This is a genomic window from Tepidiphilus olei (assembly GCF_006980705.1).
Classification (GTDB): Bacteria; Pseudomonadota; Gammaproteobacteria; order Burkholderiales; family Rhodocyclaceae; genus Tepidiphilus; species Tepidiphilus olei.
In genome coordinates, this window is sequence record NZ_SBHO01000002.1 from 58,650 (window position 1) to 76,651 (window position 18,002).

An 18,002-nucleotide genomic window follows, 5' to 3' on the forward strand; every position below is an offset into this window, starting at 1 on the left:
CTCGTCCCCTGCTCCCACTAAGATGTTCCGAGTCTGACGCGGAAAGATTGCGCGACGATGACATTCAAGAAGACAAACGAACCCCCCCACGGCCAAGCGCAGCGCCCACAGGGATGAACCACCACAGAATGCCCCTCATCCCCCGGAACCCATCCTCCCCACCTCTGCCCGGAAATGCCGCGCATAGCGCCGCGAAATGCGCTCGGCCGAGAGCAACACCGGCACGTCCGCGCACTGGAAATCCGCATCCAACGCCGGCGCTCCACACAACCACGCCCCTGCGTTGAGATAAGCCTTGAGGAGCGGCGGGCAAGGCGCCGGCTCGACGCTCGACGCTCCCCCGACTTCCGGCAGCGGCTGGCGCGGCGTGACGCGGTATTCGATCGGTGCGGCGTGCGCCGCCCACTGCGCCGCGAACAGGGCATGAACCGCATCGATCCCGCCATGCAACGGCACCGAGGCCAGGCCGAAGAGATAGCGGTACCCGCGCACGTCCAGATAACTCGCCAGCCCCGCGAAGAGCAGCGCGATCACCCCACCGTGACGATGCCCCGGCGCGATGCAGGCCCGTCCCACCTCCACCATGCGCTCGCGCAAGGGGTCGAGCCGTACCAAGTCGTACTCCTGCTCCGAATACAACCCCCCCACGCGTTCAGCCCCTTCCGGTGTGAGCACGCGGTAGCAGCCGACCACGCGCTGCTCCAGTCGGTCGCGCACGATGAGGTGTTCGCAATACGAATCGAAGAAGTCGCAATCGAGCCCGGGAATGCGACTCTTGAGCCGCGCACCCAGCTCGTCGTGGAAAACGCGATAGCGCAAGCGCTGCGCCTCATACACGTCGAGCTCGCTCGAGGCGAGTGTCAGTTCATAGCGCCCCAGCGCCGGCAAAGCGGCGCGCTGATGTTGTACGGAAATGGCAAGGGTCATGACGGCTCCTGCGACACGGGTCCCGAACGGGACGACGATGGCAGGGTAAGCGCATCTGATTACAGGGTGATGTCAACGACAAGCCGCTCACCCACCGCCGTCATCCCAACAATCCTCCCAGGAGGCCGCACATACCGACCACCGCCCACGGCGGCACCCGCCAGAACAGCAAAGCCACGAACGCGACGAGCCCCAGACAAAAATCCTGCGGCCGCAGGATCGCGCTCGTCCACACCGGCTGATAGAGCGCGGCGAGCAAAATGCCAACCACGGCGGCATTGATGCCCGCGAGTGCCGCCTGCGCCCATCCGAGATGACGCCACCGCGCCCAGAACGGCAAAGCACCGAAAATCAGCAAGAAGGAGGGAAGAAAGATCGCCCCGAGCGCGAGCAGACCACCCTCCCAGCCCGCCGGCGGCACCTGACGCACGGCGCCGAGAAAAGCAGCGAACGTAAAGAGCGGCCCCGGTACCGCCTGCGCCGCCCCATAGCCGGCAAGGAAAGTCTGCGCGTCTACCCAACCGCGCGGCACCGTCTCCGCCTGCAGCAGCGGCAGCACTACGTGCCCCCCGCCGAAGACGAGCGAGCCGGCACGGTAGAACGCATCGACGAGCGTGAGCGCGGGATTCGCGGCCAAGCGGGCCAACAGCGGCAAGGCCATGAGCAGCACGGCGAAGAGCATCAACCAAAAAAGGCCGGTCCGCCGCCGCATGGCGATCGGCAACGACGCCGGCACCGACGAGTCCCGCCCCGGCAGCAGCACCAAGCCGATCACGCCCGCCACCCCGATCACCGCTACCTGCACCCAGGAAAACGGCGCGAGTGCGACGCAACAGGCCGCCACCGTCATCAGCGTCACACGACGCACATCGGGGCACAGCGTGCGTGCCATGCCCCACACCGCCTGCGCCACCACCGCCACCGCCGCCACTTTCAGGCCATGCAACATCCCCGCGGGAATCGCCTCGGCATGGCGTGTCACCCCCAGCGCGAACAGGATCATCGCCACGGCCGAGGGCAAGGTGAACCCGAGCCAGGCGGCGAGCGCCCCGCCGTAGCCGGCCCGCAGATAGCCTAATGCCATTCCCACCTGACTGCTCGCCGGTCCCGGCAGGAACTGGCACAGCGCCACCAGATCGGCATATTCCCGCTCGTCGAGCCAGCCACGGCGCACCACGAACTCCTCGCGAAAATAGCCCAGATGCGCGATCGGCCCGCCGAACGACGTCAGCCCCAGGCGCAGAAAGACGAACAAGACGTCCCACGCCCCTGCCCTTTTTCGTTCCCCGTTCATTGCCCCTCCCTCCACATCTGCGCCGGGCACATCGACCGCCTGGTCGACTCAGGATAGTCGGTGAACGGTTTTTCGGGTATCGCATGCTTGACATCATTCAATACTTCAACAATAATGGAAATATGGAAATGTTACTTGCTGCCGAACTCCTCGCCGCGCTGGGGCACGAAACGCGGCTCGCCATCTTCCGCCTGCTCGTCGAAGCTGGGCCGCAGGGTCGCTATCCGAACGAACTGAGCGAAGCGCTCGGCCTGCCTCCCACCACACTGTCCTTCCACCTCGCGCATCTGAACCGCGTCGGTCTCATCCGCCGGCACAAAGAGGGGCGGTACCTGCGCTACGCCGCTGCTTACGAGACGATGGACGAACTCCTTGCCTTCCTCACGCAGAACTGCTGCGGCGGAGTTGCTTGCCTCTCTGGGGCGGCAACCAGACCAAACGAAGAACTTCCCCAAACGACCAGCCCTGCACCCCAAGGAGCATGACGATGACGAAGACCGTGCTCGTGCTGTGCACGCACAACGCCTGCCGCTCGCAGCTGGCGCAGGCCCTTCTCGAACACGAACTCGCCCCCGCAGTGCGGGCGATCTCGGCAGGCACGCAACCGGCGGGCGAAGTGCCGGCCGAAGTGTTCGCCGCGCTGCGCCTCGCCGGCCTGCCGGCCGATGGGCTCGTGCCCAAATCCCTCGACGCCGTGCTCGACGAACCGGTCGATCTCGTCGTCACCGTCTGCGACGACGCCAAGGAATCCTGCCCCGTCTTCCCCCGCCCGGTGCCACGGCTGCACGTTTCCTTCCCCGACCCGATGGGGCAGCCGCTCGCACGTTTCCTCGAAGTACGCGACGAAATCCGCACCCGGCTGGTGCCTGCCGTTCGCCAGGCTCTTGGGCTGTAAACGAGGAACTCGTTCATGAGCACAACGCACGCCACGTCTTCCGCCTCCGGCCACGACTCCCCCTTGGGGTTCTTCGAACGCTACCTCACCCTCTGGGTGCTGCTGTGCATCGGCGCCGGCGTCGGGCTCGGCCAAGCGCTGCCAGGCGCGTTCGCCACGCTCTCGCGCTGGTCGGTCGCCGAAATCAACCTGTCGGTGGGCCTCCTCATCTGGATCATGATCATCCCCATGCTGGTGAAAGTCGATTTCAGCGCTCTGCACGACATCCGACGCCACACGCGCGGCATCGGCGTGACGCTCTTCGTCAATTGGCTGGTCAAACCCTTTTCGATGGCCCTGTTCGGCTGGATTTTCCTGCGCCAACTGTTCGCGCCATGGCTGCCGGCCGGCGAGATCGACGCCTATCTCGCCGGACTCATCCTGCTCGCTGCCGCCCCATGCACCGCGATGGTCTTCGTCTGGAGCCGACTCGCCGACGGCGACCCGCTCTTTACCCTCACCCAAGTCGCGATCAATGATTTCATCATGATCTTCGCCTTCGCGCCGCTCGTCGGATTCTTGCTCGGCCTGTCGGCGATCACGGTGCCCTGGCAGACGCTCGTCGCCTCGGTGCTCCTCTACCTCGTCCTTCCCGTAATCCTCGCCCAGATCTGGCGCACACGGCTCATGAAACGCGGCGAGGCGGCCTTTGCCGCGGCGATGCGCCGCATCGCACCATGGTCGACCGCGGCGCTCCTTGCCACCCTGGTGCTGATCTTCGCTTTCCAGGGGCAAGCCATCCTTGCCCAGCCCCTGGTGATCGCACTGCTGGCCGTGCCCATCGTGGTGCAGGTCGCCTTCAACGCCGCGCTCGCCTACGGCCTCAACCGCGCCCTGGGCGAGGACTACGCCGTCGCCTGCCCGTCGGCCCTAATCGGCGCCTCCAACTTCTTCGAACTGGCGGTGGCCACGGCGATCAGCCTCTTCGGCCTCTCCTCCGGGGCGACGCTCGCCACGGTGGTCGGCGTGCTGATCGAAGTGCCGGCCATGCTGCTGGTCGTGAAATTCGTGCGTCGCACCCGCGGCTGGTACGAACGCGGCACACGCTCGGCACCCGTGTAGCAATCGTCCAGTACGGGGCAACAGCGAAGCGGGCGGAACGCGACCGACGCGCCTGGTCACGAAGAGCAGCAGGCAGCCGCGCACCGATGCCATGCGCTCAGCCGGGTATTCGGGCGACCCGCGGCAGCGGTTTCCCACGCCGCAAGCCGATGCACCGCTTCCGAGTCGAATCACCGGCTCCTTGGAAACCGAATGCGTTATCATTGATCCTGTGCCATCATGCTGCAAAGGACCGCGTACCCCATGAACGAGGTCACCGACTTCGGGTTTCGCCAAGTGCCTGAAACCGAAAAAAAACGCCTCGTCGGCCGGGTATTTTCCTCGGTCGCCGGCAAGTACGACCTGATGAACGACCTCATGTCGCTCGGCCTGCACCGCCTGTGGAAGAAATTCACCGTGGCTGTCTCCGGCGTGCACCGCGGCAACAAGGTGCTCGACATCGCCGGCGGCACCGGCGACCTGACGCTCGCGTTCGCCCGTCGCGTGGGCCCCAGTGGCGAAGTCTGGCTCACCGACATCAACGGCGCCATGCTCGCCCGCGGGCGCGACCGGCTCCTGGACGAGGGGCTGCTGGTGCCGACAGCGCAGTGCGACGCCGAAGCGCTCCCCTTCCCTTCCAACCGTTTCGATTGCGTCAGCGTCGCTTTCGGCCTGCGCAACATGACGCACAAAGAAGCGGCGCTCGCCGAGATGCACCGCGTGCTCAAACCCGGCGGCCGGCTCCTCGTGCTCGAATTCTCCCGCGTCTGGGCGCCGCTGTCGCCGGCCTACGACCTCTATTCCTTCAAGGTGCTCCCCTGGCTCGGCGACAAAATCGCCCACGACGCCGAGAGCTACCGCTACCTCGCCGAATCGATCCGCGTGCATCCCGACCAGGAAACGCTCAAGGCGATGATGGAACGCATCGGCTTTCACCGTGTCGATTACTACAATCTCACCGCCGGCGTGGTCGCCCTGCACCTCGGCCGCAAGCTGTAAGCCCTTAACGGAGGTCCCATGAAACGCCCCTTCCTCACCCTGCTGCTCGCGCTCTTCGCCTCCTTTACTTTCTTCGACGCAGCCGAAGCCAAACGCCTCGGCGGCGGCAGCGGTGGCGGCCTGCAGCGCAACATCACCCCCTCTGCCCCCCTCTCCCCGGCGCCGAAACCGGCAAGTCCGACCTCTCCCACCCAGGCCCCCGCCCAGCGCCAGACACCGGCGCAGCAACCCAGCACCACGCCGCAGCCCGCGCCCAAACGCTCCTGGCTCGGTCCCCTCGCTGGACTCGCTGCCGGCCTAGGGCTGGCAGCGCTCTTCCACCACCTGGGCTTGAGCGAAGAATTCGGTTCTCTGCTCCTCCTCGTGCTCTTCGCCGTCGTGCTCTTCGCCCTCTTTCGCCGCTTCGCCGGAGCACGGCGCGCGCCCGAACCGGCCTACGCCGGAGCGACCGAGCGCACGATGACCGGGCCCGCCACGAGCGCGCCCCCTGCAGCGCCGGCCAACGGCACTCCGGTCGCTGACGACCTGCGCGCCCAGCTCGACGAAGCCGCCTTCCTCGCCGAAGCCAAGCGGCGTTTCGTCGAACTGCAGGCAGCGCACGACCGCGGCGACTGGGAAGCCATTGCCTCCCTCGTCACGCCGGAGCTGCTCGCCGACCTGCGCCGCCAGGGTGGGCAGACTCCCGGCGAGAAGACCGATATCGTGATGCTGGAAGCGCGCCTCGTCGATCTCTCCCTCGAAGGGGACCACTACGTCGCCACGGTCGAATTCTCCGGCAGCCTGCGCGAGTCGCGCGACGCCCCGCCGCAACCCTTCAGCGAATACTGGCATCTGGTCAAACCGCTCCACGGCGGCGGCTGGCGCCTGGCTGGCATCCAACCGGTTGCCTGAACCATGTGGCAAAGGGTGCTCACGGCGGCGCTCGAGCGTCACCTCGACGAAGTCCCCTGGTGGCGCGAGCGGCTCGCCGCCCACGCCGGCGCTGCGGTACGCCTCGAAATCGAACCCTTGCCGCCCTTGGGATTGCGAATCGACGCAAACGGCCGACTGCTGCCCGATGCTGCCGTTGCGCCCGCCGTGACGATCCGCCTGCGCCTCGAAGAAGTCCTGCGGCGGAGGCTGCTCGCCGAAGGCGCCGCGGTGCGCACGCACGTCGAAGGCGAAGCGGCGATCGCCGAGCTGCTCGCCAAGGCCTTCTCCGAACCTGCCCCAACGCTGGAACACTGGTTTGCCGAGCGGTTTGGCCCCATCCTGGGGCTGCGCCTGCATGCGCTCATGCGCGCCGGTCTCGCCGCCCTGCGCAATGCCGGCGCGGCGATCAGCGGCAACCTGATCGAAACCCTGAAAGAAGAAGAGGGGCTGCTCCCCTCTCGCGCCGAATACGAACGGCTGCAGGCAGACGCGGCGGCGCTCACCCGCGAACTCGACGCCCTACGCCGGCGCATCGCACGCCAGGCCTCCGGCACAGCGGCACACAAGTGAAAAAGGCCGCATGTCGCGGCCTTTTTCTTTTCCACCTCCGAACAGCAGGCGGCTCAGGTGCCGCCCACGCGGTTCTTCAGGCGCTTGATCTGCTCGATGGTCTGCAACTGCGCCACGGCTTCGAGCAGCTCGGACTGCGCCCGTGCGTAGTCGATCTTGGCCTGCTGGTTGGCAAGCGCCTCCTCGGCCCGACGCTTGGCTTCCAGCGCCCGCGCCTCGTCCAGATCCCGCCCCCGGATCGCCGTGTCGGCAAGCACCGTGACAAGATTGGGCTGAACCTCCAGCATGCCACCGGCCACGAAGATGATCTCGGGTTCGTCACGATCGGGCACCTTGATGCGCAGCGCTCCAGGGCGAATACGAGAGAGCAGAGGCGCGTGACCCGGCAGCACCCCCAGTTCGCCCGATTCCCCCGGCAGCACGATCATCTCCGCGAGCCCCGAAAAGATCTGCTCTTCGGCGCTCACGACGTCGACGTGTACGGTCATTGCCATCTTTTCATCCCCTCGTCGAATACGCCGCGGCCGAATGGTCGCGACGCACGAGCCTGGCCACCGTCAGGCGACGGCGGCCAAGATCGTCATTGCAGTTTCTTGGCCTTCTCCATCGCTTCGTCGATGGTACCGACCATGTAGAACGCCTGCTCGGGAATGTCGTCGCACTGGCCTTCGACGATCATCTTGAAACCACGGATCGTCTCCTTGAGCGGAACGAACTTGCCGGGGCTGCCGGTGAACACTTCGGCCACGTGGAAGGGCTGAGACAGGAAGCGTTGAATCTTACGCGCCCGCGCCACGGCCAGTTTGTCTTCCGGCGAAAGCTCGTCCATCCCAAGAATGGCGATGATGTCGCGCAGTTCCTTGTAGCGCTGCAACGTCGCCTGAACGGCACGTGCCACGGTATAGTGTTCCTCACCCACGATGAGTGGATCGAGCTGACGCGAAGTGGAATCGAGCGGATCGACCGCCGGGTAGATCCCCAACGCGGCGATGTCGCGCGACAGCACCACGGTCGAGTCGAGGTGGAGGAAGGTAGTAGCGGGCGAAGGGTCGGTCAGGTCGTCCGCCGGCACGTACACCGCCTGGATCGAAGTGATCGAACCCACCTTGGTCGAGGTGATGCGCTCCTGCAGCTTGCCCATCTCCTCGGCGAGCGTCGGCTGATAACCCACCGCCGAAGGCATCCGCCCGAGCAGTGCCGACACTTCGGTACCGGCCAGCGTGTAGCGGTAGATGTTGTCGACGAAGAAGAGGATGTCACGTCCTTCGTCACGGAACTTCTCCGCCATGGTCAGGCCCGTGAGCGCCACGCGCAGACGGTTGCCCGGCGGCTCGTTCATCTGACCAAAGACCATCGCCACCTTGTCGAGGACGTTCGACTCCTTCATCTCGTGGTAGAAGTCGTTGCCCTCGCGGGTGCGCTCACCCACGCCAGCGAACACCGACAGGCCCGAGTGCTGCTTGGCGATGTTGTTGATGAGCTCCATCATGTTCACGGTCTTGCCCACGCCGGCACCACCGAACAGACCCACCTTACCCCCTTTGGCAAAGGGGCAAATGAGGTCGATCACCTTGATGCCCGTTTCGAGAAGCTCCACCGAAGGAGACAGCTCGTCGAACTTCGGCGCCTTCTGGTGGATCGAGCGATATTCGTCGGCCTGGATCGGACCGGCCTCATCGATGGGCCGTCCCAGCACGTCCATGATCCGACCGAGCGTGCCATGCCCCACAGGCACCGAGATCGGTGCGCCGGTCGCCTTGACTTTCATGCCGCGGCGCAGCCCGTCGCTCGAACCCAAAGCGATGGTACGAACGACACCATCGCCCATCTGCTGCTGCACCTCGAACGTGAGCCCGGTCTCGGCAAACTCGCTCGTATCTTCCAGCTTCAAGGCTTCGTAGATTTTCGGCATCGCATCGCGGGGGAACTGGATGTCCACCACCGCGCCGATGCATTGAACGATCGTACCCGTTGTCATCGTGTATTTCCTCGATTGTGCATTGTCCGTCACACCGCCGCCGCGCCGCCGACGATCTCGGCGAGCTCTTTCGTGATCGCCGCCTGCCGCGATTTGTTGTAGATGAGCTGCAGCTCCTTGATCACGTTGCCCGCATTGTCGGAGGCCGCCTTCATCGCCACCATCCGGGCGCTCTGCTCGGAGGCCATGTTCTCGGCCACCGCCTGATAGACGATCGTCTCGAGATAGCGTACCAGCAGCTCCTCGATGATCGACTGGGGATCAGGCTCGTAGAGGTAATCCCACGCATGCTCCGGCGCCCCTAGCCGCTCACCGGTCAGTGGCAGCAGCTGCTCGACCACCGGCTCCTGTTTCATCGTATTGACGAAACGGGTATAAGCCAGATGCACCGCCTCGATCTCACCGGCGGTATAGGCGTCGAGCAGCACGCGCACCGGTCCGATGATCTGATCGAGATGTGGCAGGTCACCCAGATGGGTGCGTTCGGCCACGACGTTGGCCTTGATGCGCTGCATGAACCCCAGGCCCTTGTTGCCGATCGCCACCACGCGAATGTCCTCGACCCCGTTTTCCTGCCAAGACTTCATGGTGTTGACGGTGTGCCGCAGGATGTTGGTATTGAGGCCACCGCAAAGCCCTTTGTCCGTCGTCACGAGCACGAGCCCGACCCGCTTCACCGGCTTCCTCTGGATGAGGAAAGGATGGCGAAACTCGGTGACGGTGGCATGTGACAGATGGGCGGCGAGCCGACGGATCTTCTCGGCGTAGGGACGGGCCGTCCGCATCCGCTCCTGAGCTTTGCGCATCTTGGAGGCCGCCACCATTTCCATGGCTTTGGTGATCTTGCGCGTGTTCTGCACGCTCTTGATCTTGCCTCGTATCTCTTTGCTACCGGCCATATCCCGTTTCTCCTAGTGCCGTGGCCCGTGCGCTCAGACCCAGGATTTCTTGAACGCGGCGATCGCATCCTTGAGACGCGCTTCGTCCTCCGCGGAAAGCTCACCCGTCTTCAGAATGCGCTCGATCACTTCGGGCAGCTGCTGCGCCACGTACTGGTGCATGTCATGCTCGCACGCCAGCACTTTTTCCACGGGAACGTCGTCGAAGTAGCCGTTGTTGACCGCCAGCAGCGACACCGCCATCTGTGCGATGTTCATCGGCGAGTATTGCGGCTGTTTCAGCAGTTCCGTGACGCGGCGGCCGCGCTCAAGCTGCTTGCGGGTGGCCTCGTCGAGATCGGATGCGAACTGGGCGAACGCCGCCAGCTCCCGATACTGCGCGAGGTCGGTCCGGATCCCACCCGAAAGCTTTTTGATGACCTTGGTCTGGGCCGCACCCCCCACCCGCGACACCGAGATGCCGGGGTTGACCGCCGGACGGATACCGGCGTTGAAGAGATCGGTTTCGAGGAAGATCTGACCGTCGGTGATCGAGATCACGTTGGTCGGCACGAAGGCGGAAACGTCACCGGCCTGCGTCTCGATGATCGGCAGTGCCGTGAGCGAGCCGGTTTTGCCCTTGACCTCGCCCTTGGTGAAGTTTTCGACGTACTGCTCGTTGACCCGAGCAGCGCGCTCCAGCAGCCGCGAATGCAGGTAGAACACGTCCCCCGGATAAGCTTCCCGCCCCGGCGGACGACGCAGCAGGAGCGAAATCTGACGATAGGCCCAAGCCTGTTTCGTCAGGTCGTCGTAAATGATGAGGGCGTCCAGACCGCGGTCGCGGAAGTATTCGCCCATGGTGCAGCCGGCGTAGGCAGCCAGATACTGCATGGCAGCTGAATCGGAAGCCGAGGCGGCCACCACGGTGGTGTACTCCATCGCACCGTGTTCTTCGAGCTTGCGCACCACGTTGGCAATCGTCGAGGCTTTCTGCCCGATCGCCACGTAGATGCAGTACATGTTCTGGCCTTTCTGGTTGATGATCGTGTCGACGGCCACCGCGGTCTTACCGGTTTGGCGGTCGCCGATGATCAGCTCGCGCTGGCCACGGCCGATCGGGATCATCGTATCGACGGCCTTGAGGCCTGTCTGCACCGGCTGGGACACCGATTTACGCCAGATGACGCCAGGGGCGACTTTCTCGATCTTGTCAGTGAGTTTGGCCTCGATCGGACCCTTGCCGTCGATCGGCTGACCCAGCGCATTGACTACGCGTCCGAGCAGTTCGGGACCGACCGGCACTTCGAGGATGCGGCCGGTGGCCTTGACCGTATCGCCTTCGGAGATGTGCTCGTAGTCGCCGAGCACCACCGCACCGACCGAATCACGCTCCAGGTTGAGCGCGAGTCCGTAGGTATTGCCGGGAAACTCCAGCATTTCGCCCTGCATCGCGTCGGCCAGACCGTGGATACGGCAGATGCCGTCGGCAATCGACACCACGGTGCCCTCGTTGCGGGCCTGGGCCGATAGCTGCAGGTTCTGGATCCGGCTCTTGATCAGGTCGCTGATTTCAGAGGGATTGAGTTGCATCGAATGACTCCTAGATTTTGAGCGCAGCGGCCAGGTTCGCGAGCTTGCCACGTACGGAAGCGTCGATCACTTCGTCGCCCACCTGCACTCGCACCCCTCCGATCAGATCCGGATCGACGGCGACTTCGAGCTGCAGTTTTTTCTTGAAATGGGCTTCCAGGTCTTGCTTGAGGCGTTCCCGCGCCGCATCGTCGAGCGGAAATGCGCTCGTGACCTTGGCGACGGCGACCCCTTCGTGATCGTTCTTCCGGGCGACGAACAGCGCATGGATTTCGGGCAGCAACAGCACGCGGTCGTTCTGCACCAGCAACCGCACGAAGTTCTGCACCGCCTCGGGCAGCGGCTGATCGGCGCCTGCGAGCTCGAGGAGCACACGCGCCTTGCTGTCATCGTCGACCTTGGGATCGAGCAGCACGGTGCGCACTTCGTCGAGCGTGACGAGGGCGGCGAGCCGCTCCAGCGCTTGCGACCAGGCCTCCAGCGCACCGGCCCCCAGCGCCAGCGAGAACGCGGCCTCCGCATAGGGGCGAGCGATGGTGACTTTTTCGGCCATGGCTTAGACGAGTTCCTGTTTGAGGTTGGCCAAGAGCTCGGCGTGAGCCTTGGCGTCGATCTCGCGGCGCAGGATACGTTCGGCGCCGGCGACGGCGAGCCGGGCAACTTCCTCGCGCAGATCGTCTTTGATCCGCTCGACGGCGGCGCGCGCCTCCTGCTCGGCCGCTTCGCGCGCCTGAGCGATGAGACGGGTCGCTTCCGCCCGGGCTTCTTCCATCAGCTTGGCGATCTGCTTGTCGGCGGCCGCGCGCAGCTGGGCCGCTTCCTCGCGCGCCTTGCGCAGTTCTTCGACGGCTTTCTTCTCGGCGAGCGCCAGATCCGCCTTCGCCTTGTCGGCCGCCGCCAGCCCCTCCGCGATCTTGGCCGAACGCTCGTCGAGCGCCTTGACGATCGGCGGCCACACGTATTTCATCGTGAACCAGCCAAGGATGAAGAACACCACCAGCTGGGCGATGAGGGTTGCGTTCAAATTCACGACGTCTGCCCCCTATGAAAAAACGGATGGGCGTTCACGACTCCGAGGATCAGAGCTGGAACGGGTTGGCGAACGCGAACATCATCGCGATACCGACGCCGATCAGGAACGCCGCGTCGATCAGACCGGCGAGCAGGAACATCTTGGTTTGCAGCGCGTTCATCAGCTCGGGCTGACGGGCGGAGGCTTCGAGGTATTTCGACCCCATGATGGCGATACCGATACAGGCGCCGATGGCCCCAAGACCGACGATGAGACCAGCGGCGAGCGCGACGAGACCCAGAACGTTTTCCATGACGACTCCTAGTGGTTGATGACGAAAAAAGAAAAGCGAGATTTTACAACGTTTACCCGCGACTGCCGGCAGCGAAACGCGATTCCGCCACCGGCCCCGGATCAGTGCCCCTCGTGGGCTTGTCCCACATAGACCAGCGTCAGCATCATGAAGATGAACGCTTGCAAGGTGATGATCAGGATGTGGAAGATGGCCCACGCCGTACCGGCCAAGACATGGCCGACGAAGCCGAGCACGGTAGCAGTACCACCGAGCAGCGCAATCAGGATGAAGATGAGCTCACCGGCGTACATGTTGCCGAAGAGCCGCAGCCCGTGCGACAGAGTTTTCGCAAGGAACTCGATGATCTGCATGAGAAAGTTGACCGGGTAGAGCAGCGGATGGCTGCCGAAGGGCGCAGTGAAGAGCTCGTGCAACCACCCCCCGAACCCCTTGATTTTGACGTTGTAATAGATGCAGATGAGCAGAACCCCGATAGACATACCCAGAGTGGCATTGATGTCCGCCGTGGCCACCACGCGGAGATAAGCGTGGTGCGGGTCACCCCCGGCAGCCACATAAATACCTTCCCAGATACGGGGCAATAGGTCGACCGGCACCAGATCCATCGCGTTCATGAAAAAAATCCAGATGAACACGGTCAGCCCGAGAGGCGCGACGAACTTGCGCGATTCGGCGCTGTGAATCACTCCCTTGGCCTGATCGGCAACCATCTCGACCAGGATCTCGACCGCCGCCTGAAAGCGCGTCGGTACACCGGACGTGGCTTTTCTCGCCGCCCGATACAGGAGGTAGACCGTCAACCCCCCCAGCAAAACCGAGAAAAAGAGCGTATCGAGATTGATCACCGAAAAGTCGACGATGTCTTTCTGCGGTCCACCCAGGGTATTGAGGTGCGTCAGGTGATGAACGACGTATTCGGACGCCGTCGGTCCGTGTGCGCTTGCAGTCATGCCTTTCCCTCAGATTTTGCGTAAGAATCCAGCAACCCCAACGTTCGCATAGAGCGTCACGATCAAGCCCGCGAGCAGCGCCGGCCAGCTCTCCACGACCCCCTGACGTACGAACGCGAACAGCAACAGCACGATGGCGGCGATCTTCAAAACCTCACCAGCCAAGAATCCGACTGCCGAGGGCGAGCCCAAGCATGCGCGCAGCGTCAGATAAGCAGCGAACGCGGCATTGGGGATACACACCGAGAACGCTCCGATCGCCGCCGATCGACCCGCCGCCTCCCCGGCCGCGGCCCAAGCCGCCAGCACGACGAGCAGCCCGGCAACCAACTGCCATGCCGCGAGGCGCATCAAACCGGTGCCCACAGCGGCCACCCCCTGCGAAAAATCCTGTGGATTCTAAAGCACATCGAGCGCTGCTGTCAAACTTCGTTACACCATTCGCCCGTTCCGATCGAATCCGCTTTTCTCTCGATTAAAATCACAGTTCGATTTCCTGCCCAGGAGAAATTCATGCCTTTCACTGCCGTCGATCCCGACTACGTGGCCCGCGTGCGCGATAGTTTCTCCCGTCAGCGCGTGATGCAGACCCTTGGCGCCGAGATCACCCGGATCGAACCGGGCGAAGTGGAGATCGTTCTGCCCTTTCGCGCCGATCTGACGCAGCAGCACGGCTTCCTGCATGCGGGAATCGTCACGACCATTCTCGATAGTGCCCTCGGCTATGCCGCATACTCACTGATGCCACCCGGACACGCAGTGCTCACCGTGGAACTCAAGATCAACCTCCTCGCTCCAGCCAAAGGCGATCGCCTGGTGGCGGTGGGGCGCGTGGTGCGCACAGGGCGCACCCTCACGGTGTGTCAAGGCGAGGGCTGGATGGAGCGCGCAGACGGTCATGAGCAAGTTGCCATGATGACCGCGACCATGATCGGACTTCCCGACCGAGAGTAAGAAAAATGGGCGCAGCCGCGGCCGCGCCTTCGCCACTTCAAGCCAGCCAGCGCTTGCGCCGGCGGTAGTGCTTGACGTTGTGGTAATCGACGGCGTGACTGCCCCCCAGGTAAAATTCTTGGATATCGGGGTTTTGCCGTAGCACCTCGGCGGGGCCGTCCATCACGATGCGCCCCTGGTCGACGACGTAAGCGTATTGCACCACGTTCAGGGCCGCCACGGCGTTCTGCTCCACGAGCAACACACTGACCTTCTCCTGCTCGTTGATCGCGCGGATGATGCCGAAAATCTCCTTGACGAGCAAAGGCGAGAGCCCCAGACTCGGCTCGTCGAGCATCAGCAGTTTCGGCTCGGTCATGAGCGCACGCCCGATGGCGAGCATCTGCTGCTCACCACCGGAGAGATAGCCCGCCTTCGACTTCGCCCGCTCGACCAAGCGCGGAAAGTAGCTATAGACTCTATCGCGCAACTGCTGATAGCGCCGCTGATCGCGCCCGCGGTAGGCAGCGACGAGGTTCTCCTCCGGCGTGAGGTGCCCAAAGACGCGCCGCCCCTCGAGCACATGGGCGATGCCCAGATGCACCCGTTGCGGCGCCGGCATCGTGCCCAGATCGCGACCGGCGAACTCGATGTGCCCCCGGGTCACCTCGCCTCGCTCGGGCGCGAGCAGACCGCTCACCGATTTCAGCGTAGTGCTCTTGCCGGCACCGTTGGCGCCGAGCAGCGCTACCATGTCCCCTTCGCGGATCTCGAGCGAGACGCCCTTGATCGCCAGGAACACCTTGTCGTAGACCACTTCAACGTTAGACAGCTGTAGCAGCACGGGGGCCGTGCCGTTGATCCCGCCCGTTTGGCTCATGCTCGCTCCTTGTGCGGCGCCGAGAATCCCCGGCGCCGGCCATCCTCATTTCCCTTGGCTGAACTTCGCCGCGCTCGCGCGGGCTTCTTCCCACACCACGTCCTGATAGGCCGCTGCCCAATCGCTCACGGGAACCCAGGCTTTGCCGTCCCACTGCGACACCCGCGCCTGACCGCCACCCTGGTGATCTTGCGGAGTGATCGTCACGGGAGGCATGAAGCCTTTGGTGTCGAGATTGTTCACCATCTCCAAACCTGCCTTGAGCTTTTCGGCGGTGAGCGGCGGGCCGAGTTTTTCCAGCGCGAGTTTGGCCCCTTCGGTAGCGATCACCATGTCGGCCACACCGTAGTTGTAGTAAGTGTTACCAACCCGCGCTTCCGGTCCAGCGCCCTTGCCGGTCTTGTAGACCTTGTCGAGGATGCGCTGGATGATGGGATGATCGCGCCCAGGCTGCACCACTTCGACGCGCTTGATGCCGATGGCCGTGCTCTCGCCCACGTTCTTCATGTCGGTCTCGGTCAGCCAAACGACCGACAGAATCTTCGCCGGATCGATGCCGTTGCGCACCGCCTCGCGCACCGAAACCGTTTGTGAATTGCCCGCCCCCCAGATCAGCACGAAGTCGGGACGGTAGCGGCGCACGTCCGACCATACTGCCGACTGCTCATTACCCGGACTCGGATAAGCGAACGTGCGCAGCTCGAAGGACTTCTGCTCGGCAAGCTTTTGCAAGATGGGCAAAGGCTCGCGCCCGAAAGGGGTGTCGATATGCACGTGGGCGATTTTCTTGCCCTTGAGCCCACCCTGGGTATCCTCGACGTACTTGAGCAAACGCGCCGCCTGCGACCAGTAACTGGCCATCATGGGGAAGACGTAGGGGAAGGCCTCGCCCACCATGGCGTCACCCCGCCCGTGCAGTGGCGTGCCTAGCACCACCTTGTCCTGCAGCGCCCGCGGCGCGATGGCGTTGGCCACCGGCGTACTGAGAAAATCAAAGTAGATAGCCCCCTCCTCTCGACCACGATTGTAAAGTTCGATACCGCGTTGCGGCTCGTTACCGTGGTCGCGCACGATGGCCTCGAATCTATGTCCCTTGATGCCCCCCTCCTCGTTGAGGAGGGCAAGATAGTCCCGCTGGCCTTGGCTGAACTCGTCGGCCACGAAAGTATAGACCTTGGTAAAGTCGTGGAATAGGCCGAACTTCACCACTTCCTGCGCATGCGACGCGGGTGCCAACATCAGCGTCGCGGCCGCGCACAGCGCCGCAGAAAATTTTTTCATGCTTTTATTCTTCATTGAATTCTCCCCAACTGATCAAATGAATCGATCACACCCTATCTAGGTAAGCCCAGCGAAGCGACGATGTTATTTCTGCGTGCTTCGAATACCCGTCGCGAGCAGTTGCAAGGCTGGACCGCCCGAGGCAGAGGATATGAGACGACGATCTGATGGTCGTCTCCGCCAGATGCTGCTCAGGAAGTACATCGAGGTGCCCACACGAGGCACCTCTCTATTTTTATTTAGTCTGGTTGAACTTCGCCGCGCTTTCGCGAGCTTGTTCCCATACCACGTCTTGAAACGCTGCCGCCCAATCGCTCACCGGCACCCACGCTTTGCCATCCCATTGCGACACCCGGGCGTACCCACCTCCTTGGTGGTCTTGCTCCGTGATCGTCACCGGTGGCATGAAGCCTTGGGTGTCGAGATCGCGAATCATTTCCAGCCCGAGCTTGAGCTTCTCGCTGGTAAGCGGCGGACCGAATTTTTCCAGTGCAAGCTTGACGCCCTCGAACGTGACGACCATGTCGGCTACGCCATAGTTGTAGTAGCTACTGCCAACGCGCTCTTCGGGACCCGCCCCTTTTCCTGCCTTGTAGACCTTGTCGAGGATGCGTTGGATGATGGGATGATCACGCCCCGGCTTCACGACCTCGGCGCGCTTTATGCCAATCGCAGTGCGTTCGCCCACATTTTTCATGTCGGTCTCGGTAAGCCAAACGACCGATAGCATTTTTGCGGGATCGATGCCGTTACGTACCGCTTCACGGATCGAGACGAGCTGAGCGTTACCAGCGCCCCATAGGATGACGTGATCGGGTCGGTAGCGGCGCACATCTGACCATACGGCCGATTGTTCGTTACCCGGGCTGGGATAAGCGAACGTACGAAGCTCGAAGGATTTCTGCCGGGAAAGTTTATCCACGATGGGTATCGGCTCGCGTCCGAACGGCGAGTCGATGTGCACATAGGCGATCTTCTTGCCTTTTAGCCCTCCCTCACTTTCTTCGATGTACTGAAGTATGCGTGCCGCCTGTGACCAATAGGTGGCCATCATGGGAAAGACATAGGGAAAGACCTCACCCACGATGGCGTCCGCCCGACCCGTAAGCGGCATACCGAGGACGACTTTATCCTGCAACGCCCGCGGAACGATGGCGTTGGAGACCGGGGTACTAAAGAAGTTGTAGTAGACCACCCCTTCTTCGCGCGCTCGATTGTAGAGCTCGATACCCCGCTGCGGCTCGTTGCCATGGTCGCGCACGAGTGCCTCGAACTTGTACCCTTTGATGCCTCCTTCTTCATTGATCAACGTCACGTAGTCGCGCTGCCCCTGGCTGATTTCATCGGCCACAAAGGTATACACCTTGGTGAAATCGTGGAACAAGGCGAACTTTGCCGTCTCTTGGGCCTGGAGCACGGGCGAAGCCAGCGCTGCCGCCACAAGCATGCTCCCCGTGAAGAGTCGAAATTTTTTTATCCTACCCATACCATGTCCCCTCTTCTA

At 63.2% G+C, this 18,002-nt stretch carries 21 protein-coding genes; 7 read left to right on the forward strand and 14 right to left on the reverse strand.

Annotated elements, in window-relative coordinates; translation table 11 throughout:
• Positions 1-135: 135 nt before the first annotated feature.
• Complete coding sequence (locus EPD80_RS03395; RefSeq protein WP_142809453.1) at positions 136-927, reverse strand: GNAT family N-acetyltransferase; 792 nt, start codon at positions 925-927, stop codon at positions 136-138.
• A 100-nt stretch (positions 928-1,027) separates the two neighbouring features.
• A complete protein-coding gene (gene chrA / locus EPD80_RS03400; RefSeq protein WP_142809455.1) occupies positions 1,028-2,221 on the reverse strand; it encodes a chromate efflux transporter in 1,194 nt (397 codons plus the stop codon).
• Between the two features lie 122 nt (positions 2,222-2,343).
• Between chrA and EPD80_RS03405 the strand changes: the two genes are divergently transcribed.
• From EPD80_RS03405 to EPD80_RS03430, 6 genes are all read left to right on the forward strand, one after another.
• On the forward strand, positions 2,344-2,706 hold the full coding sequence (locus tag EPD80_RS03405; RefSeq protein ID WP_142809457.1) for an ArsR/SmtB family transcription factor: 363 nt from the start codon (positions 2,344-2,346) through the stop codon (positions 2,704-2,706).
• The gene (locus EPD80_RS03410; RefSeq protein WP_142809459.1) at positions 2,703-3,116 is read left to right on the forward strand and encodes an arsenate reductase ArsC; all 414 of its coding nucleotides are present in this window, start codon (positions 2,703-2,705) and stop codon (positions 3,114-3,116) included. The genes EPD80_RS03405 and EPD80_RS03410 overlap by 4 nt, the downstream gene beginning before the upstream one ends.
• 15 nt (positions 3,117-3,131) lie before the next feature.
• Positions 3,132-4,217: an ACR3 family arsenite efflux transporter gene (gene arsB, locus EPD80_RS03415; protein WP_142803925.1), complete on the forward strand. Its 1,086-nt coding sequence runs from the start codon at positions 3,132-3,134 to the stop codon at positions 4,215-4,217.
• A 243-nt stretch (positions 4,218-4,460) separates the two neighbouring features.
• Complete coding sequence (gene ubiE, locus EPD80_RS03420; RefSeq protein ID WP_142809461.1) at positions 4,461-5,195, forward strand: bifunctional demethylmenaquinone methyltransferase/2-methoxy-6-polyprenyl-1,4-benzoquinol methylase UbiE; 735 nt, start codon at positions 4,461-4,463, stop codon at positions 5,193-5,195.
• 18 nt (positions 5,196-5,213) lie between these two features.
• Positions 5,214-6,086 carry a Tim44 domain-containing protein gene (locus EPD80_RS03425; RefSeq protein ID WP_142809463.1) on the forward strand — a complete coding sequence of 291 codons (873 nt, stop codon included), beginning with the start codon at positions 5,214-5,216 and terminating at the stop codon, positions 6,084-6,086.
• Between the two features lie 3 nt (positions 6,087-6,089).
• Positions 6,090-6,677, forward strand: a complete 588-nt coding sequence (locus tag EPD80_RS03430) for a hypothetical protein (protein WP_142809465.1) — start codon at positions 6,090-6,092, stop codon at positions 6,675-6,677.
• 53 nt (positions 6,678-6,730) lie between these two features.
• Here EPD80_RS03430 and EPD80_RS03435 read toward each other — a convergent pair whose 3' ends face one another.
• The 9 genes from EPD80_RS03435 to EPD80_RS03475 form a co-directional block, all read right to left on the reverse strand.
• Entirely contained in the window at positions 6,731-7,171 is a 441-nt protein-coding gene (locus tag EPD80_RS03435; protein WP_142809467.1) for a F0F1 ATP synthase subunit epsilon, read from the reverse strand.
• A gap of 86 nt (positions 7,172-7,257) precedes the next feature.
• On the reverse strand, positions 7,258-8,655 hold the full coding sequence (atpD, locus tag EPD80_RS03440; RefSeq protein ID WP_142809469.1) for a F0F1 ATP synthase subunit beta: 1,398 nt from the start codon (positions 8,653-8,655) through the stop codon (positions 7,258-7,260).
• Between the two features lie 29 nt (positions 8,656-8,684).
• Positions 8,685-9,554 (reverse strand): F0F1 ATP synthase subunit gamma, encoded by an 870-nt coding sequence (gene atpG, locus EPD80_RS03445; protein WP_142803931.1) that lies wholly within the window; start codon positions 9,552-9,554, stop codon positions 8,685-8,687.
• A gap of 33 nt (positions 9,555-9,587) precedes the next feature.
• Entirely contained in the window at positions 9,588-11,126 is a 1,539-nt protein-coding gene (atpA, locus tag EPD80_RS03450; RefSeq protein WP_142803932.1) for a F0F1 ATP synthase subunit alpha, read from the reverse strand.
• 10 nt (positions 11,127-11,136) lie between these two features.
• Positions 11,137-11,679, reverse strand: a complete 543-nt coding sequence (locus EPD80_RS03455) for a F0F1 ATP synthase subunit delta (RefSeq protein WP_055423314.1) — start codon at positions 11,677-11,679, stop codon at positions 11,137-11,139.
• Positions 11,680-11,682: 3 nt separating this feature from the next.
• Positions 11,683-12,156: a F0F1 ATP synthase subunit B gene (locus EPD80_RS03460; protein WP_142809470.1), complete on the reverse strand. Its 474-nt coding sequence runs from the start codon at positions 12,154-12,156 to the stop codon at positions 11,683-11,685.
• 49 nt (positions 12,157-12,205) lie between these two features.
• Entirely contained in the window at positions 12,206-12,451 is a 246-nt protein-coding gene (gene atpE / locus EPD80_RS03465) for a F0F1 ATP synthase subunit C (protein WP_142803934.1), read from the reverse strand.
• A gap of 101 nt (positions 12,452-12,552) precedes the next feature.
• The gene (gene atpB / locus EPD80_RS03470) at positions 12,553-13,404 is read right to left on the reverse strand and encodes a F0F1 ATP synthase subunit A (RefSeq protein WP_142809472.1); all 852 of its coding nucleotides are present in this window, start codon (positions 13,402-13,404) and stop codon (positions 12,553-12,555) included.
• 9 nt (positions 13,405-13,413) lie between these two features.
• Positions 13,414-13,779 (reverse strand): ATP synthase subunit I, encoded by a 366-nt coding sequence (locus tag EPD80_RS03475; protein ID WP_142809474.1) that lies wholly within the window; start codon positions 13,777-13,779, stop codon positions 13,414-13,416.
• A gap of 138 nt (positions 13,780-13,917) precedes the next feature.
• Between EPD80_RS03475 and EPD80_RS03480 the strand changes: the two genes are divergently transcribed.
• The gene (locus EPD80_RS03480; RefSeq protein ID WP_142809476.1) at positions 13,918-14,358 is read left to right on the forward strand and encodes a PaaI family thioesterase; all 441 of its coding nucleotides are present in this window, start codon (positions 13,918-13,920) and stop codon (positions 14,356-14,358) included.
• A gap of 37 nt (positions 14,359-14,395) precedes the next feature.
• Here EPD80_RS03480 and EPD80_RS03485 read toward each other — a convergent pair whose 3' ends face one another.
• The 3 genes from EPD80_RS03485 to EPD80_RS03495 form a co-directional block, all read right to left on the reverse strand.
• Positions 14,396-15,217 carry an ABC transporter ATP-binding protein gene (locus EPD80_RS03485; RefSeq protein WP_142809477.1) on the reverse strand — a complete coding sequence of 274 codons (822 nt, stop codon included), beginning with the start codon at positions 15,215-15,217 and terminating at the stop codon, positions 14,396-14,398.
• Positions 15,218-15,262: 45 nt separating this feature from the next.
• The gene (locus EPD80_RS03490) at positions 15,263-16,498 is read right to left on the reverse strand and encodes an ABC transporter substrate-binding protein (RefSeq protein WP_142809479.1); all 1,236 of its coding nucleotides are present in this window, start codon (positions 16,496-16,498) and stop codon (positions 15,263-15,265) included.
• A 235-nt stretch (positions 16,499-16,733) separates the two neighbouring features.
• The gene (locus EPD80_RS03495; protein WP_313770261.1) at positions 16,734-17,984 is read right to left on the reverse strand and encodes an ABC transporter substrate-binding protein; all 1,251 of its coding nucleotides are present in this window, start codon (positions 17,982-17,984) and stop codon (positions 16,734-16,736) included.
• Positions 17,985-18,002 lie beyond the last annotated feature (18 nt).

Excerpts from the sequence above, each read along its gene's own strand:
- EPD80_RS03395 (WP_142809453.1), bottom strand. The coding sequence starts at position 927 with ATGACCCTTGCCATTTCCGTACAACATCAGCGCGCCGCTTTGCCGGCG.
- chrA (WP_142809455.1), bottom strand. The coding sequence starts at position 2,221 with ATGAACGGGGAACGAAAAAGGGCAGGGGCGTGGGACGTCTTGTTCGTC.
- EPD80_RS03405 (WP_142809457.1), top strand. The coding sequence starts at position 2,344 with ATGGAAATGTTACTTGCTGCCGAACTCCTCGCCGCGCTGGGGCACGAA.
- EPD80_RS03410 (WP_142809459.1), top strand. The coding sequence starts at position 2,703 with ATGACGATGACGAAGACCGTGCTCGTGCTGTGCACGCACAACGCCTGC.
- arsB (WP_142803925.1), top strand. The coding sequence starts at position 3,132 with ATGAGCACAACGCACGCCACGTCTTCCGCCTCCGGCCACGACTCCCCC.
- ubiE (WP_142809461.1), top strand. The coding sequence starts at position 4,461 with ATGAACGAGGTCACCGACTTCGGGTTTCGCCAAGTGCCTGAAACCGAA.
- EPD80_RS03425 (WP_142809463.1), top strand. The coding sequence starts at position 5,214 with ATGAAACGCCCCTTCCTCACCCTGCTGCTCGCGCTCTTCGCCTCCTTT.
- EPD80_RS03430 (WP_142809465.1), top strand. The coding sequence starts at position 6,090 with ATGTGGCAAAGGGTGCTCACGGCGGCGCTCGAGCGTCACCTCGACGAA.
- EPD80_RS03435 (WP_142809467.1), bottom strand. The coding sequence starts at position 7,171 with ATGGCAATGACCGTACACGTCGACGTCGTGAGCGCCGAAGAGCAGATC.
- atpD (WP_142809469.1), bottom strand. The coding sequence starts at position 8,655 with ATGACAACGGGTACGATCGTTCAATGCATCGGCGCGGTGGTGGACATC.
- atpG (WP_142803931.1), bottom strand. The coding sequence starts at position 9,554 with ATGGCCGGTAGCAAAGAGATACGAGGCAAGATCAAGAGCGTGCAGAAC.
- atpA (WP_142803932.1), bottom strand. The coding sequence starts at position 11,126 with ATGCAACTCAATCCCTCTGAAATCAGCGACCTGATCAAGAGCCGGATC.
- EPD80_RS03455 (WP_055423314.1), bottom strand. The coding sequence starts at position 11,679 with ATGGCCGAAAAAGTCACCATCGCTCGCCCCTATGCGGAGGCCGCGTTC.
- atpE (WP_142803934.1), bottom strand. The coding sequence starts at position 12,451 with ATGGAAAACGTTCTGGGTCTCGTCGCGCTCGCCGCTGGTCTCATCGTC.
- atpB (WP_142809472.1), bottom strand. The coding sequence starts at position 13,404 with ATGACTGCAAGCGCACACGGACCGACGGCGTCCGAATACGTCGTTCAT.
- EPD80_RS03480 (WP_142809476.1), top strand. The coding sequence starts at position 13,918 with ATGCCTTTCACTGCCGTCGATCCCGACTACGTGGCCCGCGTGCGCGAT.
- EPD80_RS03485 (WP_142809477.1), bottom strand. The coding sequence starts at position 15,217 with ATGAGCCAAACGGGCGGGATCAACGGCACGGCCCCCGTGCTGCTACAG.
- EPD80_RS03490 (WP_142809479.1), bottom strand. The coding sequence starts at position 16,498 with ATGAAAAAATTTTCTGCGGCGCTGTGCGCGGCCGCGACGCTGATGTTG.
- EPD80_RS03495 (WP_313770261.1), bottom strand. The coding sequence starts at position 17,984 with ATGGGTAGGATAAAAAAATTTCGACTCTTCACGGGGAGCATGCTTGTG.